Source organism: Haloarcula litorea (genome assembly GCF_029338195.1).
Taxonomy (GTDB): domain Archaea; phylum Halobacteriota; class Halobacteria; order Halobacteriales; family Haloarculaceae; genus Haloarcula; species Haloarcula litorea.
On sequence record NZ_CP119779.1, the window covers coordinates 1,620,092 to 1,634,743 of the forward strand.

The following is a 14,652-nucleotide window of genomic DNA, read 5'->3' on the forward strand; positions in this document are numbered from 1 at the left end:
AAGAACCTTCCGGCTGAGCAGTCACGTGGTACTGGGGACCACGCCCGTTTCGCCGACTGAGATCGGTGTTCCCCGGCACGCACAGTCCTCAAGGGCCGGGGGCGCTTGGGACCGCTATGGACCCTGCGGAACTGCGGGCGTCGATCCCGGCGCTCGGCAACTGCACGTACTTCAACACCGGAGCCAGCGGCCCGAGCCCTCGGCGGGTCGTCGGGGCCGCCACCGACTTCCTGGAGCGACACGCCTTCGAGGCACCGGCGACGGACCCATACGCCGTCGCGTTCGACGCGCTGGCGGACGCACGCGAGACGGTGGCGGGCCACGTCGGGGCCCCACCGGCGGACGTGGCCTTCACCAACAGCACCGCGGACGGGATCAACCGCGTCGCCGCCGCCGTCGACTGGCGGCCCGGCGACGTGGTGGTGCGGACGGACCTCGAACACCCGGCCGGGACGCTGCCGTGGGACCGCCTCGCGGACACGCACGGCGTCGAGGTCCGCGTCGTCGAGACCGAGGCCGGTCGGCTCGACCCCGAGGCGCTGAAGACGGCCGTCGACGACGCGCGGCTGGTCGTCCTGAGCTCGCTCACCTGGTCCCACGGGACGCGCCTGCCCGTCGGCGAGGTCGTCGACGTCGCCCACGACGCCGGCGCGCAGGTCCTCGTCGACGCCGTGCAGTCGGTCGGCCAACACCCGGTCGACGTGACCGACTGGGGCGCGGACTTCGTCGCCGCCGCGGGCCACAAGTGGCTGCTGGGGGTCTGGGGCGCGGGGTTCCTCTACGTCGACCCCGAGGCCCACGACCGCCTCGAACAGACCCGCATCGGCTACCGCAGCGTCGCGGAGATGGGAGCCGACGACTACACCTACCACGAGGGTGCCCGGCGGTTCGAGGTCGGGACCACCTCGCCGGCACCCTACGTCGCGCTGGCCGAGGCGGTCGACACCGTCGAGGCGGTCGGACTGGACACGATCCAGGAGCGCGTCGAGCGCCTGACCGACCGGCTGAAGGACGGCCTCGGCGACCGCCTGGTGAGTCCCGAGGGGTACGAGTCCGGGCTGGTGACCTTCGACGCCGACGACCCCGAGGCGACCGTCGAGCGCCTGCACGACGAGGGCGTCGTCGTCCGGTCGCTGCCGTACCCCGACGCGGTGCGGGCCTCGGTCCACGCGTTCAACGACGAGCGAGACGTCGACCGCCTGCTCGCCACACTCGGCGAGGATTGATTGCCCGGCCGCCCGGTCTTCAGCTATGGACGAGCGAGACGTCGTCACCTGCTTCCTGCGCGACGGCGGCGAGGTGCTCCTGTTGCGCCGCAGCGAGTCGGTCGGCTCCTACCGCGGCCAGTGGGGCGGCGTGGCCGGGCACGTCGCCGACGACGAGGGGCGGGACAGAGCGCCCGAGACCGCCGCCCGCGCGGAGATCAGCGAGGAGACCGGTCTCGGCGACGCGGTGACGCTGGTGCGGGCCGGCGACCCGTTCACCTTCGCCGACGAGGACTGCGGGACCCGCTGGACGGTCCACCCGTTCCTGTTCGACTGTGACGCCCGGGACGTGACAGCCAACGAGGAGACGACCGAGACCGCCTGGGTCCACCCGCCGGCGATCCTGCGCCGGGAGACGGTCCCGCGGCTCTGGACCGCCTACGACCGGGTGCGGCCCCGCGTGGCGACGGTCCGGGACGACCGCGAGCACGGCTCTGCGTGGCTGTCGCTCCGGGCGCTGGAGCTGCTGCGCGACGAGGCGGCGCTGGCGGCGGTGGGTCGACGGGACGAGCACGAGACGCCCGACCGCGACGGGGACGACTGGCCCGCGCTGGCGGCGCTGGCCCGCCGCGTCCGGGACGCCCGTCCCTCGATGGCGGTGCTGACGAATCGCGTGAACCACGCGATGCACGCGGTCGGCGAGGGCGGGACGCCGGCGGCCGTCGAACGCGCGGCCCGCGAGGGCGTCGAGCGCGCCGTCGGTGCCGACCGCCAGGCCGCCGAGCGTGCGGCCGCCGCCCTCCCGGATCGGGTGGCGACGCTCTCGCGGTCGGGGAGCGTCGCGGCGGCGATCCGCGGGGGCGACCCGGCGGCCGTGCTGGTCGCGGAGTCCCGGCCCGGCGGTGAGGGGGTCGGCGTCGCCGAGTCGCTGGCCGACGCCGCCGACGTGACGCTGACCTCCGACGCCGCCCTCGCCTTCGAACTGGTCGCGTGGGACGCCGACTGCCTGCTGGTCGGTGCCGACCGCGTGCTGTCCGACGGGCGCGTCGTCAACAAGGCCGGGACCCGCGGCGCGGCGCTTTCGGCCCGCGCGACCGGCCTCGACCGTCTCGTCGTCGCGGCCGGCGACAAGGTGGCGGCCGACGACGGCTACGACCTCGAACCCCGCGCCGGGACCGAACTCTACGACGGCGACGCCGACGTCGCGGTCGCGAACCCGACCTTCGACGTGACGCCGGCCGACGCCGTCACCGCGGTCGTCACCGAGGACGGCCGGCTCGACGGCGACGACGTCGCTGACCTGGCGGCGACCCACCGCGAGTGGGCGGCGTGGGACGACGCGAGCGGCGACACGGCCGGGGACGGCGAGTGACCCCGCTCAGTCGTGGCGGGCGACGGCCCGCACCGGCGACCCGTCGCCGCCGGCCAGTTTCAGCGGGAAGACGCACAGCTCGAACCGCTCGGGGACCGCGCCGAGGTTCGCGAGGTTCTCGACGACGAGGCGGCCGGCCCCGAGCAGTTCGCGGTGGGCCGGGACGCCGTCAGGCTCGCCCGGGCCGGCGCGGTCGGTCGGCGTCGGGTCGGGGTTGAGCGCGTCGACGGCGAGGTCGTACCCCTGCGAGACGCAGAAGGCGGCCGCGTCGCGGGTGAGGTAGGGGTGGTCGCGGTACGAGGGGTCGCCCCACCGGCCGCTCCAGCCGGTGTGGACCACCAGCCAGTCGGCGTCCGCCGCCGGTAGCGCCTCGGGACCGATGGCCGAGCGCGGCGCGCGGCCGCGGCAGTCCGCGACGACCGCGTCGCCCGCGAACCGACCGACCGGCAGGTCGTCGACGTCGTCGCCGTCGGCCTCCGTGTGGCTCGGCGCGTCGACGTGGGTGCCGGCGTGGCTCCCGAGCGAGAGGCGGCTGACCCGGTAGCCGTCGGCGTCGTGGGTCGCGTGCGGCTCGACTGACACCGGCGGATCGCCGGGGTAGGTCGGAATCCCCGACTCGACCGGCTGTGTGAGGTCGGTGGTGGGCACGGTGGCGATGCGCGGCCCGGCGGGAAACCGCTGGCGCTCGGTGTCGGGGCCGAGAGCGCGTCAGCGCTCGTCCAGCGCGACCGGGACGCCCGCCTGTGCCACGTCGGCGGCGAAGGCCCGCGAGTCGGCTTCGAGGTTCGAGAAGGTGTTGTAGTGGACCGGCACCACCAGCCGGGGCCGGATCTCCGCGGCCAGGGCCGCCGCCTCGTGGCGGTCCATCGTCGCCCGCGGGCCGATCGGGGGACAGAACACCTCGGTCTCCAGCGTCCGGTGGCCCGGCAACACGTCGCTGTCGCCGGGGTAGTACAGCCGCGTGCCGTCGACCTCGACCATGAAGCCACAGCCGAAGCCCTCCGGGTGGTACGGCGTCCCGTCGGCCAGTGTGTGGTTCCCGTCCGGTCGGTTGTGGGCCGGCGTCGACCAGACCGGCACCCCGTCGACGTCGATGTTCGCCTTGTTCCCCACTTCGACCACCTCGTAGGGCAGCTCGGTGATGGGCGGCAGGTCGCGCTCGACGTCACGACCCTCGATGCCTTCGTAGGCGACGACGGTGGTGTCCTCGTTGGCGACCCGCTCGATGCCGTCGGGGTCGTAGTGGTGGACGTGGGTGACACAGACCACGTCGGCGTCCTCGGCACGGTAGTCGGTCGACGGCGGGTGGCCCACGCCCTCCTCGTGGGGCTCCCACTCGCCGGTCAGCACGCCGTACCGCCCGGGGTCCGTGTAGACGACGGTGTCGTCGCCGGCGACGCGAATGGTCGCGTAGCCCAGCCAGTCGACGGTCACCCCCTCGTGGTGGACGGTCATCACTCGGTCTACCGGCGAGGGCACTGATAAGCGGGCTGGTTCTCGGAGGCGGGCGTTCGGGCCTCGCCGGCGGAGGCCCGACGGGACCGGAGACGCGGGGTCGGCAGCGACGCCGAGGTCCGGGGAGCGCGAAGCCGCGACTACCCGAACTTCCCGGTGATGTAGTCCTCGACGCGCTGGCTCTCGGGGTTCTCGAAGATCTTGTCGGTGTCGTCGTACTCGACGAGTTCGCCGCCGGTGAGGAAGACGGCCGTCTGGTCGGAGATGCGGGCCGCCTGCTGCATGTTGTGGGTGACGATGACGACCGTGTAGTCCTCTGAGAGCTCCTCGACGAGGTCCTCGATCTTCGAGGTGGCGATGGGGTCGAGCGCCGACGCGGGCTCGTCCATCAGGATCACGTCGGGGTCGACCGCGAGACAGCGGGCGATACAGAGCCGCTGTTGCTGGCCGCCGGAGAGGCCGAGCGCGTTGTCGTCGAGCCGGTCGCTGACCTCCTCCCAGAGGGCGGCCTGCTTGAGCGATCGCTCGACGAGTTCGGCCTCCTTCTCGGTCTCGTCGCGGCCCAGCAGCCGGGCGAGCAGCCCCTTCTCGATGTCGCCGTGCTTGCGCGGCCCGTAGGAGATGTTCTCCCGGATCGACTTCGGGAAGGGGTTCGGAGACTGGAACACCATCCCGATGCGCTTGCGGAGCTCGACCAGGTTCGCGTTGGGGTCGTAGATCTCTGTCCCGTCGAACTGCACCGACCCCTCGATGCGGGCGGCCTTGATCCGGTCGTTCATCCGGTTGAGACACCGGAGGAACGTCGACTTCCCGCAGCCGGAGGGGCCGATGAGCGCCGTCACCGAGTTCTCGGGGATGTCCATCGAGACGTCCTTCAGCGCGTGGTCGTCGCCGTACCAGACGTTGAGATCCCGCACGGAGAGTTTCGGCTGTCCGTCGAAGCGGTAGTCGGTCCAGGCGTCCCGGACCTCCTCCTCGCTCTCGCCGGCCGTCGTGACCGAACTCGTCTGTTCGCCTGTCTCGATCTCCGTCTCGCTGTCGATTGCGTTACTCATAGTTGAGCTTCCTCCGGAAGTAGGTCCGTGCGGTGATTCCGACGGCGTAGAACGTCAGGACGACCATCAGCAGGATGAAGGCCGTCGCCCAGCCGCGCGGTGCCGACCCGCTGACGCCGGCGGCGATGATCGCCCACACCTGGGTCGGCAGCGACGCCGACGAGGAGAGCAGTGCCTCGTTGGCGACGAACGGCGGCGACGCGGTGAAGCGGAAGCCGTCGATCACCTGGACGGCCTCCGTCGCGTTCAGCGTCGAGCCGAGCACGAGGATGAGCGGGGCCGTCTCGCCGGCGATGCGACCGACACCCAGGATGACGCCGGTGATGACACCGGGCATCGCAGCCGGCAGGACGACGCTCTTGATGGTCTCCCACTGTGTCACGCCCAGCGCGGCGCTTGCGTCACGGTACTCGTCGGGGACGGCCTTGATGGCCTCTCGGGAGGTGATGAGCACCAGCGGCAAGAGCATAAACCCGAGCACGAGCATCCCGGCCAGCAGCGAGGTGTCGTGACCCAGCCGGGGGATGAGGAACGCGGCCCCGAACAGGCCGAACACGATGCTTGGGGTCGACCAGAGCGCGTTGGTCGCGATCTCGACCAGCGACGTGAACCGGCCCTGCTCGGCGTACTCGGTGAGGAAGACGGCCGCACCGACGCCCAGCGGCACCGCGAACAGGGTCGCGCCGACGACCAGCCAGACCGTGCCGACGATGGCCGGCATGATCCCCCCCGGTTCGGCCCCCAGCGGGATGTACGCCTGCAGCGCCATCGGCCAGGAGAAGGTGCCGTCGTTGGCGATCGAGACGCCGAGGACGGTGAACGAGACCTTCGTGATCGCGACGTGCAGACCGACCAGCGCGAGGAAGCCGGCCGTCGCGGTCAGGGAGAGCGACAGCTCCTCGCCCAGCAGCCGGCGCTGGAGCGTCTCCTCGCTCCCGCTGCGGGCGTAGGCGACGACGCCGGCCGTCGCCGCGCTGACGACGCAGGCGAGCAACGCGGCGGCCGGGACGACGTTGGCCGGTCCGACGCTCGGGACGACGGTCGCGGCCGGCTGGAGGAAGAGGACGACCGTCGACAGGCCGAGCCCGCCGAAGACGCCGACGGTGAACAGCGGCGCGCGGTCCTGTGCGCGGTCGGCGAGCGCCCCGCTCCCGGCGACGATCCCGGCCAGCGGCAGCGCCGCCAGCCCGGCGGCCGCGAGCGCGCCGGCCACGACGACGCCGAACCCGAGCGTGCGCCCGACCGGGAGGCCCAGCGGCGACGCGCCGACCACGGCCAACAGCCCGGCAAGCAGGGCGACGGCGGTGATGACGAGGGGGACGTTCCGCCGGAGCGTCTCGACCCGCTCGAAGTGTGACCCGACGTTCCGGAGGTTCCCGTAGGTCCGGAAGAAGTACACCGTCAACAGCAGCGCGGGAGCCACCAGCAGCAGCGACCCGACCGTCGTCTCCGGCGTCACCGCCAGGAAGGTGTCCAGCGTCCTGGAGTTCCGGTTGACCAGCACGGTGTAGGTGTAGTCGTACGCCAGCCGGTTGCCGGTGACCAGTACGGAGAGACAGACCGCGGCGACGGAGCCGACCACCGCGAGCGGGAGGAGGCGGAACAGCTGTCGTGCGCCCGTGTGCCAGTCGGCCGCGCCCGCGGGCTCGCTGGCGGCCTTCCCCGCGAACACGAGCAGCGGAGCGAGCAGGACGAGCGCCGAGAGCGCGCCGACGGTGAGGCCGTGCAGCGCGTAGCCGACGCCCTTCAGTGTCACGAACACCACGATGGTCACCATCACGGCGACCATCAGGAACGCGTTGAGGTTGATGACGAGGAAGGCCCCGTACTCGCGGCCGCGTGCGCCGAAGCCGGCGCGGCACTTCGCGGCCGACCACGCCGAGAGGATGGTGCCCGAGAGGAGGAAGACCGGGATCACCGCGCCGCCGGTGAACCCACCGGACAGCGTGTCGGGGGTCCACTGCCAGCCGACCCCGATGACGGCCGTCGCGACGGTGAGACCGAGCGTGCCGACGAGCAGCGCCGCCGGCAGCGTCGACCCGAGGTCCTCGCGGGGGAGCACGGTCAGCGCGCCGAGCCCGAGGCCCACGCCGAGCGCGACGACGGCCCACAGCGGCGTGTCGAACCCGACCAGCGAACCGCCGACGGCAGCGCCGACGGCGACACCCACGGTGGTGAACGTCCCGCCGGCCAGCAGTCCCGCGCTCGTCGAGGGCTCCGTGTCGACCAGCTCCAGCCGCGAGACGACCCCGGCGGCGGCGACGGCGAGCGCCTCGACGAGCAACAGCCCGCCCAGTAGGGTCGCCAACTGTACCGGCAGCGCGGCGGCCACCACGGTCAGCAGGAGCGTGCCGACCACCAGTCCCATCCCGATGCCGCGGACGCGCCGGGAGGCGACGGGGGTGACGTTGGCGTAGGAGCCGATCCCGACGGCACCGACGCCGCCGACGACCACCGCGAGCAGCGTCACGAAGAACTCGGTGAGCGCCGCGCCGGACGCGGCCAGCGGGACGGCGTCGACGAGAGTGATCATCCCGAGCGTGAACCCGACGACGCTCAGGCCGATCGCGCCGTCGAGGGCGCGGTCGTAGACGTTCGACTCCGCCGTCACCAGCGTCGTGTCGGTCGCGTATCCCTCGCTCATGCTTGCCCCTTCAGCTTCTCCTGCATCCGGCGTTCGATGTACTGCGAGACGACGCTCATCCCGGCGACGATGACGAACAGCATCACGCCGGCCACGAACAGCACGTCGATGGTGCTGGCCGAGGCGCTGCCGTAGTTGACGGCGATGAGACTCGTCAGCGTGGCGCTGGCGTCGAAGAAGTCGTACAGCGGGTCGGCGAGACCGACCCCGGCCGCCATGATGGCGGCGACGGCCATCGTCTCGCCGATGGCCCGCCCGAGCCCGAGGATGACGCCCGCGGAGATCCCCGAGAAGGCCGCGGGGATCGAGATGCTCTTCATCGTCTGCCACTTCGTCGCGCCCATCGCGACGGAGCCGTCGCCCATCGAGTCGGGGACGCTCGAGAGGGCGTCCTCGCCGACGGAGACGACGGTCGGCAGCGCCATCACGCCGACGACGATGCCGGCGATGAGGAAGCTCGCCCCGTCGTCGAGGAACGACCGTTGGACGAAGCTGTTGAGCACCTGGAAGCCGATGAACCCGTAGACGATCGAGGGGATGCCCGCCAGCACCTCGACGCCCGGCTTGATGATCTCGCGCATCCCGTCGCTGGCGACCTCGGCGATGAACAGCGCGCCGAACAGGCCCAGCGGACCGGCGATGGCCGCCGAGATCAGCGTCACCATCACCGTCGCCCAGATGGCCGGCACCAGCGAGTAGGCTCCGCCCGAGGGGTTCCAGTAGGTCTCGCCCGCCGGCAGGACCGCGTCCAACCAGAAGAACCAGCGGACCTGTCCCTCCTGGACCGGGATGAGCAGGAGCCCGAGCCCGTGTTCGAGAAACGCCGGCAGTGCGCTCGCGAACAGGAAGATCGTGATGAACGTTACCGTCAACACAGTCAACACGGTCGCGACAAGCGTGAGGAGCCGTGCCACCTCGGCCTGGTAGGTCACCAGGCCGACGGCGGTCACGATGACGAACGCCCCAAGGACCGGCACGGCGATGACCGGCCGGAACAGGAACGTGAGGATCGCCGCCACCAGCGTCGCCAGCGAGGCTCCGACGGCGAGTACGGAGCCGTCGGACGCGTCCCCACCGAGTAGCATCTCGCGCGCGTCAGCCCTGACGTCGTCGATCATTTGGTTCGTATCAAAAATAGCCTCGTACTGTTGTGTCTTATATCTCCCGAGTCGCGACGAGCGGCTCGATGGGGGCGTCCGGCCGTCAGACCGGGGTCTGGTCGGGGAGCTTGGCGGTCTGCTCTTCCTGCCGGCGCTTGCTCAGCGTGAAGTAGTCGTTGGGCGCGACGAAGGTGGCCTGCCCGAAGTCGTGCAGGATCATGTTCAGGAAGGCGGCCTCCTTCTTCGAGGTGCCCTGCCAGGAGTACATGTGCAGGTCACGCGACAGCGGGTAGTCGGCGGAGTCCAGCCCGTTCTGGTCGTCCTGGTAGGTGTAGGTCGTCCCCTCCCAGGTCAGCGAGATCGGCGTGACGCCCTGGGTGCCGAGGAACGTCAGCGCGAGGTAGCTGATCGCGTTGTCGGCCTGCGCGATGGCCTGTGCGAGTCGCTGGTTCTGTCCGAAGCGGTTGTCGACCGAGGTGTCCTCCTCGGGGTTGCCGAAGACGTTGGAGACGAAGGAGGTGCGGGTCCCCGAGCCCTTGACGCGGCCCAGGACCTGGATGTCCTTGTCCGGGAGGTCGCTGTCGACCTCCTGCCAGTTGCTGATGCGGCCCTTGTAGAGGTCCTTCAGCGTCTGCCCGTCGATGCCCTCCAGGCCCGCCTCGGCGATCTCCGAGGAGACGACGATCGGCTGGCCGTCGACGCCGACGACGTGGTCGACGAAGTCCTCGTAGGAGTCGCGGTCGGGGAGTTCGTCCTCGACGTTCCCCGAGGAGTTGCCGAGGTCGATCTGCTCCTCCATGACCTTCTCGACGCCGGTCCCGGAGTGCGAGAGGGCGACCGAGGCGGTGAACGGCGGCTCGCTGTCGCCGTCGGCCTCGAAGCCGTACAACCCGGCCCAGTAGTCGGCGAGGTTCTTCTCCGTCTCGATGCCGTACTCGCCGTGGGGCCAGTACTCGCCGTCGCTGGCCGGGCGGTTGGCGTTCCAGTAGGACGCAGCGCGATTGGCGATGGGGTAGACCGTCGAGGAGCCGCCGGCCTCCAGCGGCCCGACGCTCCCGGACTGACTCCCGCTGTCGGTGTTCTCGGTCTCCTCCATCGATTCGCCGTCCGAGGACCCGTCGGAGGAGCCGTCCGAGGAACCGCCGCCCCCACTCCCGCCGTCACCGCTGGAACAGCCGGCGATGGCTGCCGCGCTGGCAGCACCGGAAGTCGCGATGAATTTGCGACGCGAGACGCGGTCGGACAGCCGCTGGTCGTCCTGTGTCATCACCAGAACAGGGGGGTCTGAGTATTAAACCCGTTTATAATAGTGCTACTTGCTAGTGGGAACTGTCCGTACCGCTCCGGAGTCGCAATAGTTCTATATTGTCTATATACCCCGCCTCCGTCCGGCGTATTTCTCTCGACGAACCGCCGCCTCGACGGCCGATATAAGGTGTGTAGTGGTCTCGAATGGCTTCGGCGGCGAGCCCGGCACGACGGCCGTTCGGCCCGTCGACGGGGCCGGCTCCGATCGCCTGGCCCGTGGCTTCGCCGCTCGCCGTCTGGAGGTCCTCCCTAATCGTCGGACACCACGGGATCGGACACCGGCGTATCTTCGTCAGCCAACACCGACCGCAGGGCGAACCGCTTGCGGATCACGTCGGCGGTGAAGATGGCCGTCCCGACGATGATGAGGGTGTCACCGGGCATCCGCGCCCAGAACAGCAGTTCCACGAGCGGCCGTTCGTAGAAGGCCACGCTCCGGGCGGCGTCGTACCCCTGCGTGAACGCCACCTCCAGCTGGAGGAAGCCGACGGGGACGACGGAGACGAGCACCATCAGCGCCAGCCCGAGGTTCCAGCACCAGAACGCGTAGCGGAGCCAGGTCCCGTCCCAGTCGCTGGGGGAGACGCTGATGCGCAGCATGTAGGTCGCCATCCCCAGCGCGAGGAAGCCGAAGGCCCCGAACATCGCCGCGTGGGCGTGGCCGACCGTGAGGTAGGTACCGTGCTCGTAGTAGTTCACCAGCGGGAGGTTGATGAAGAACCCCAGCACGCCGGCCCCGACGAAGTTCCAGATGCCGGAGGCGACGATGAACATGAAGGGGATCGTGTACGGGAAGCTCTCCCCGCCGGCCATCATCGCGCGGTACTCGTTGATGGCCTCGTAGAGGATGAACACCAGCGGGATGAGCTCCAGCGTCGAGAAGGCGCTGCCGATCGGCACCCAGAGGTCGGGCATCCCGATCCACCAGTAGTGGTGGGAGACGCCGATGACGCCGGTCCCCATCACGAACAGCGCCTCGAACATCACGGCTTTGGAGGCGCTCTCGCGTTTCAGGAGGTTCATCGACACCAGCGTGATGGAGACGATGGCGACGATGAAGAACTCGAAGGCCCCCTCGACCCACATGTGGACGACCCACCAGCGCCAGAACTCCGTGACGGCGATGTTGGTCCGTGGGGTGTAGAGCATCCCCGCACAGAACAGCAGGGCGATGGAGCCGCCCGCGTAGAGGATGAGGTGCGAGAGGCCGTACCTGGGCTCGTCGGCCAGCAGCGGCTTGAACCCGCGGTAGGCGAGGCCGGCCCAGACGAGGAAGCCGACCAGCAGGCCGACCTGCCAGAGCCGGCCGACCTCGAGGTACTCCAGGCCCTCGTTGCCGAGGATCCACCAGAGCTGGCCGTCGAAGAAGCCCTGCGCGCCGAGCCAGATGCCCGCGAGGCCGCCGACGGCGACGACGACCAGCGCGCCCAGCAGGCCGTTGACGAACGTCCCCTGCCGGTCGGGCTCGCGGCCGGTCAGCAGCGGCGGGAGGAACAGACCCGCCCCGAGCCACAGCGTGGCGATCCAGAGGATGCCGAGGTCGATGTGCCAGGTCTTGGCGATGGCGAAGGGGAGCCACTGGAGGACGTTCACCCCAAGCAGTTCGCCCAGGCCGAAGAAGGCGGCCCGCTCGATGTAGAAGTGCGCGAGCAGGCCCCCCAGCAACACCTGCGCGAGGAACAGGCCGGCGGCGACGGGGATGAACCGCGTCGCGGCCCGCTGGCCGGGGAACAGCGCCACGTCGTCGGGGTCGGGCACGTCGATGCCCTCGACCTCGGGTTCGGGGAGGTCGACGCTGCGGTAGAGCCAGACGGCGGCTCCCGCGCCCGCGACCAGCAACACCATCGCGACGACGCTCCAGGTCATCGCGGCGGCGGTGGCGTCGTTGCCCGCGCCGGGCGCGTAGGGCCACTCGTTCGTGTAGGAGTGGTCGCCCGCCGGCCGGTCGGCGTGGCTGAACCACGCCGTCCACATCGCGAAGTCCGCGAAGTTCCGGGCGGCGGACTCGCTCTCGATCATCCCCTCGGGGACCCCGCGCTCGTGGCTCCCCTCGTGGTAGCGCTCGACGTACTCCTCGCGGACCTGCTCGTGGGCGTACACCTCCGCGGCGGAGTACCGGACCACGTCGCCGTCCGCCCGGCGGTCGAGCCGCCCCTCGACGCGGGTGGCGATGGCGGCCTGCCGCTCCTCGGAGAGGGCGTCGTAGTCCGTGCCGTAGTCCTGCTGGGCGTGGTACTGACGCATGTACTGGACCTTCAGGTCCAGCGCGTCGGCGGTGTAGTCGACGCCGTAGTACGCGCCGTTGCCCAGGATCGAGCCGTGGTTCATCAGGCCCGCCTTCTGGAAGGTCGTCTTCCCGGTCCGGATGTCCTCGCTCGTCGCGACCGTCTCGCCGTTCGGCCCCTCGATGCGCTCGGGGATCGGCGGGGCCTTCTCGTAGGCCAGCGCCGCGCCGGCTCCCATCACGACGAGGTTGACGACGAACGCGACCACGAGGAGTCGCGCGAGCGTCTGTCTGGTCACCTGCATACGGGTGGATCTCCCCCGCCCACACGTTTCAACGGCCGACGGCGTTCCCAGCCGACGGCAGGGTGGCCGAATATGTTCGCACCCGTCGAGCGCTGTCGCTTCTCACCGGCCGGGAACCGCGGGGGTGTTTTACCGGGCTGGACGTTCGACCCTCGCGTATGGCATCAGTCACGGTCTCCCGGACCTTCGACGCCGACCCGGGTACCGTCCGTGCCGCGATGAGCGACACGGCGGCGTTTATGCGCGGCGCGGGGTTCGACGGCGTCGAGTACGACGGCGACCGCCTGCACATCGAGAACCGGGTCGGGATGTTCGACATCGAACTGGAGCTGGACGTCCTCGACACGGACGCCGCCCTCGCCTACGAGCAGGTCGAGGGGGTCTTCGAGTCGATGCGGACGGAGTACCGCGTCGAGGGCGAGGCCGACGGGACGACGGTGACCGCCACCACCGACTACGAGTCGACCCGGCTCGCCGTCGTCGGCAGCCTGCTCGACGAGAGCGTCGTCCAGCGACAGCGCCGGAAAGAGCTGGCGGCACAGTTCGACTGGCTGGCCGAGCGGGTGGAGTGACGAACATGTTCGACGAAGGACGCTGGCCCGTGGCGGTCCTCCCTTCGGGTATGACCGCGAGCCACGACGACGTCGCCCCCGTGACCGACCGCGTCCACGAGAACTCCTGGTCGGCGAACTTAGAGACCGAGGCCCACGCCGAGGACCGCAGCCTGGTGGTCGAGCAGGCCGCCGACGCCGTCGCGAAGACGGCCGCCGGCCACCACGTCAACCTCGTCACCCACGCGGCCCACGGCCACCCCGAGGAGTACCTCTACGCGGAACTGGACGAGCGCTTCGACGGCATCGACTACGAGTACGTCAGCCAGTGTGGCTGTGGGGGCCACGTCACGAAGGTGCACGTCTGATGTTCGACGACCTCGACCTCGACGAGCGACCGCTGGTGTTCATCTGGGAGCTGACCCAGGCCTGCGAGCTGGCCTGCAAACACTGCCGGGCCGACGCCCAGCCCCAGCGTCACCCCGACGAGCTCACCACGGCCGAGGGGAAGGCGCTGCTCGACGACGTCCGGGGGTTCGGCGAGCGCCAGCTGGTCGTCCTCTCGGGCGGGGACCCGCTGGCCCGCGAGGACGTGGTCGAGCTGGTCGACTACGGCACCGACCGGGGGCTCCAGATGACGCTGACCCCGAGCGGGACCTCGTCGCTGACCCCCGCGGCGCTGGCCGACCTCGACGACGCGGGCCTGCGCCGGCTCGCGCTGTCTATCGACGGCGGCGACGAGGCGGCCCACGACGCCTTCCGCGGCGAGGACGGGAGCTTCGCCGCGACGATCGAGGCCGCCGAGGCCGCCCGCGAGCAGGGCATCCCGCTGCAGGTCAACACCACCGTCTGCGCCGAGACGGTCGGCCAGCTCCCGGCGATCCGGGACCTCGTCGCCGACCTCGGCGCGGTGCTGTGGTCCGTGTTCTTCCTCGTCCCCGTCGGCCGCGGGAAGGTGCTGACTCCGATCAGCCCGGACCGCGCCGAGTCGGTGATGGAGTGGCTCCACGACGTGGCCGACGAGGCCCGCTTCGGCGTCAAGACGACCGAGGCACCCCACTACCGCCGGGTCGCCGCCCAGCGGGCCGACGGCGACCGCGACGGCCTCCGCCGCCGGAGGGGCGTGCGTGCGGGCAAGGGCTTCGCCTTCGTCAGCCACACCGGCGAGATGTACCCCTCCGGGTTCCTGCCCGAGTCCGCCGGGAACGTCCGCGAGGATTCGGTCGTCGACGTCTACCGCGACTCGGAGCTGTTCCGGGCGCTGCGTGACGACGACGCCCTGAAGGGTGACTGCGGGGCCTGCGAGTTCCGCGCCGTCTGTGGCGGGAGCAGATCCCGTGCGTACGCGCACACGGGCGACCCGTTGGCGGAGGACCCGCTGTGTGCCTACGAACCCGACCAGCCGACCGAGCCAGCGCCCGCAGACGACTGAC

At 70.8% G+C, this 14,652-nt stretch carries 12 protein-coding genes; 5 read left to right on the forward strand and 7 right to left on the reverse strand.

The genetic code is table 11. The features are described from left to right. Positions 1 to 116: 116 nt before the first annotated feature. Entirely contained in the window at positions 117 to 1,226 is a 1,110-nt protein-coding gene (locus P0592_RS08660; RefSeq protein ID WP_276273873.1) for an aminotransferase class V-fold PLP-dependent enzyme, read from the forward strand. 25 nt (positions 1,227 to 1,251) lie between these two features. After that, on the forward strand, positions 1,252 to 2,577 hold the full coding sequence (locus P0592_RS08665; RefSeq protein ID WP_276273874.1) for an eIF2B alpha/beta/delta subunit family protein: 1,326 nt from the start codon (positions 1,252 to 1,254) through the stop codon (positions 2,575 to 2,577). A 6-nt stretch (positions 2,578 to 2,583) separates the two neighbouring features. Here P0592_RS08665 and P0592_RS08670 read toward each other — a convergent pair whose 3' ends face one another. The 7 genes from P0592_RS08670 to P0592_RS08700 all read right to left on the reverse strand — a co-directional run bounded on the left by P0592_RS08670 (position 2,584) and on the right by P0592_RS08700 (position 12,668). Continuing rightward, positions 2,584 to 3,225: a cyclase family protein gene (locus P0592_RS08670; RefSeq protein ID WP_276273875.1), complete on the reverse strand. Its 642-nt coding sequence runs from the start codon at positions 3,223 to 3,225 to the stop codon at positions 2,584 to 2,586. Positions 3,226 to 3,285: 60 nt separating this feature from the next. Continuing rightward, positions 3,286 to 4,032 (reverse strand): MBL fold metallo-hydrolase, encoded by a 747-nt coding sequence (locus tag P0592_RS08675; RefSeq protein ID WP_276273876.1) that lies wholly within the window; start codon positions 4,030 to 4,032, stop codon positions 3,286 to 3,288. Between the two features lie 140 nt (positions 4,033 to 4,172). Then, positions 4,173 to 5,087, reverse strand: a complete 915-nt coding sequence (gene pstB / locus P0592_RS08680) for a phosphate ABC transporter ATP-binding protein PstB (protein WP_276273877.1) — start codon at positions 5,085 to 5,087, stop codon at positions 4,173 to 4,175. Then, the gene (gene pstA, locus P0592_RS08685; protein WP_276273878.1) at positions 5,080 to 7,731 is read right to left on the reverse strand and encodes a phosphate ABC transporter permease PstA; all 2,652 of its coding nucleotides are present in this window, start codon (positions 7,729 to 7,731) and stop codon (positions 5,080 to 5,082) included. Before pstA ends, pstB begins: the two co-directional genes overlap by 8 nt. Continuing rightward, entirely contained in the window at positions 7,728 to 8,849 is a 1,122-nt protein-coding gene (gene pstC, locus P0592_RS08690) for a phosphate ABC transporter permease subunit PstC (protein WP_276273879.1), read from the reverse strand. Before pstC ends, pstA begins: the two co-directional genes overlap by 4 nt. An 85-nt stretch (positions 8,850 to 8,934) precedes the next feature. Continuing rightward, complete coding sequence (locus P0592_RS08695; RefSeq protein ID WP_276273880.1) at positions 8,935 to 10,098, reverse strand: PstS family phosphate ABC transporter substrate-binding protein; 1,164 nt, start codon at positions 10,096 to 10,098, stop codon at positions 8,935 to 8,937. Positions 10,099 to 10,388: 290 nt separating this feature from the next. Continuing rightward, the gene (locus P0592_RS08700; RefSeq protein ID WP_276273881.1) at positions 10,389 to 12,668 is read right to left on the reverse strand and encodes a nitric-oxide reductase large subunit; all 2,280 of its coding nucleotides are present in this window, start codon (positions 12,666 to 12,668) and stop codon (positions 10,389 to 10,391) included. Between the two features lie 158 nt (positions 12,669 to 12,826). Here P0592_RS08700 and P0592_RS08705 point away from each other — a divergent pair, with 158 nt between their 5' ends. Genes P0592_RS08705 through P0592_RS08715 form a run of 3 tightly spaced genes read left to right on the forward strand, consistent with a single transcriptional unit; the run spans position 12,827 to position 14,651 of the window. Beyond that, entirely contained in the window at positions 12,827 to 13,240 is a 414-nt protein-coding gene (locus P0592_RS08705) for an SRPBCC family protein (RefSeq protein WP_276273882.1), read from the forward strand. Between the two features lie 50 nt (positions 13,241 to 13,290). Further along, positions 13,291 to 13,587, forward strand: coding sequence for a CGCGG family putative rSAM-modified RiPP protein (locus P0592_RS08710; protein ID WP_276273922.1), 297 nt, complete (start codon positions 13,291 to 13,293; stop codon positions 13,585 to 13,587). Beyond that, a complete protein-coding gene (locus P0592_RS08715) occupies positions 13,587 to 14,651 on the forward strand; it encodes a radical SAM protein (RefSeq protein WP_276273883.1) in 1,065 nt (354 codons plus the stop codon). The genes P0592_RS08710 and P0592_RS08715 overlap by 1 nt, the downstream gene beginning before the upstream one ends. The last annotated feature ends 1 nt before the right edge of the window (position 14,652 follow it).

Excerpts from the sequence above, each read along its gene's own strand:
- P0592_RS08660 (WP_276273873.1), top strand. The coding sequence starts at position 117 with ATGGACCCTGCGGAACTGCGGGCGTCGATCCCGGCGCTCGGCAACTGC.
- P0592_RS08665 (WP_276273874.1), top strand. The coding sequence starts at position 1,252 with ATGGACGAGCGAGACGTCGTCACCTGCTTCCTGCGCGACGGCGGCGAG.
- P0592_RS08675 (WP_276273876.1), bottom strand. The coding sequence starts at position 4,032 with ATGACCGTCCACCACGAGGGGGTGACCGTCGACTGGCTGGGCTACGCG.
- pstB (WP_276273877.1), bottom strand. The coding sequence starts at position 5,087 with ATGAGTAACGCAATCGACAGCGAGACGGAGATCGAGACAGGCGAACAG.
- pstA (WP_276273878.1), bottom strand. The coding sequence starts at position 7,731 with ATGAGCGAGGGATACGCGACCGACACGACGCTGGTGACGGCGGAGTCG.
- pstC (WP_276273879.1), bottom strand. The coding sequence starts at position 8,849 with ATGATCGACGACGTCAGGGCTGACGCGCGCGAGATGCTACTCGGTGGG.
- P0592_RS08695 (WP_276273880.1), bottom strand. The coding sequence starts at position 10,098 with ATGACACAGGACGACCAGCGGCTGTCCGACCGCGTCTCGCGTCGCAAA.
- P0592_RS08700 (WP_276273881.1), bottom strand. The coding sequence starts at position 12,668 with ATGCAGGTGACCAGACAGACGCTCGCGCGACTCCTCGTGGTCGCGTTC.
- P0592_RS08705 (WP_276273882.1), top strand. The coding sequence starts at position 12,827 with ATGGCATCAGTCACGGTCTCCCGGACCTTCGACGCCGACCCGGGTACC.
- P0592_RS08710 (WP_276273922.1), top strand. The coding sequence starts at position 13,291 with ATGACCGCGAGCCACGACGACGTCGCCCCCGTGACCGACCGCGTCCAC.
- P0592_RS08715 (WP_276273883.1), top strand. The coding sequence starts at position 13,587 with ATGTTCGACGACCTCGACCTCGACGAGCGACCGCTGGTGTTCATCTGG.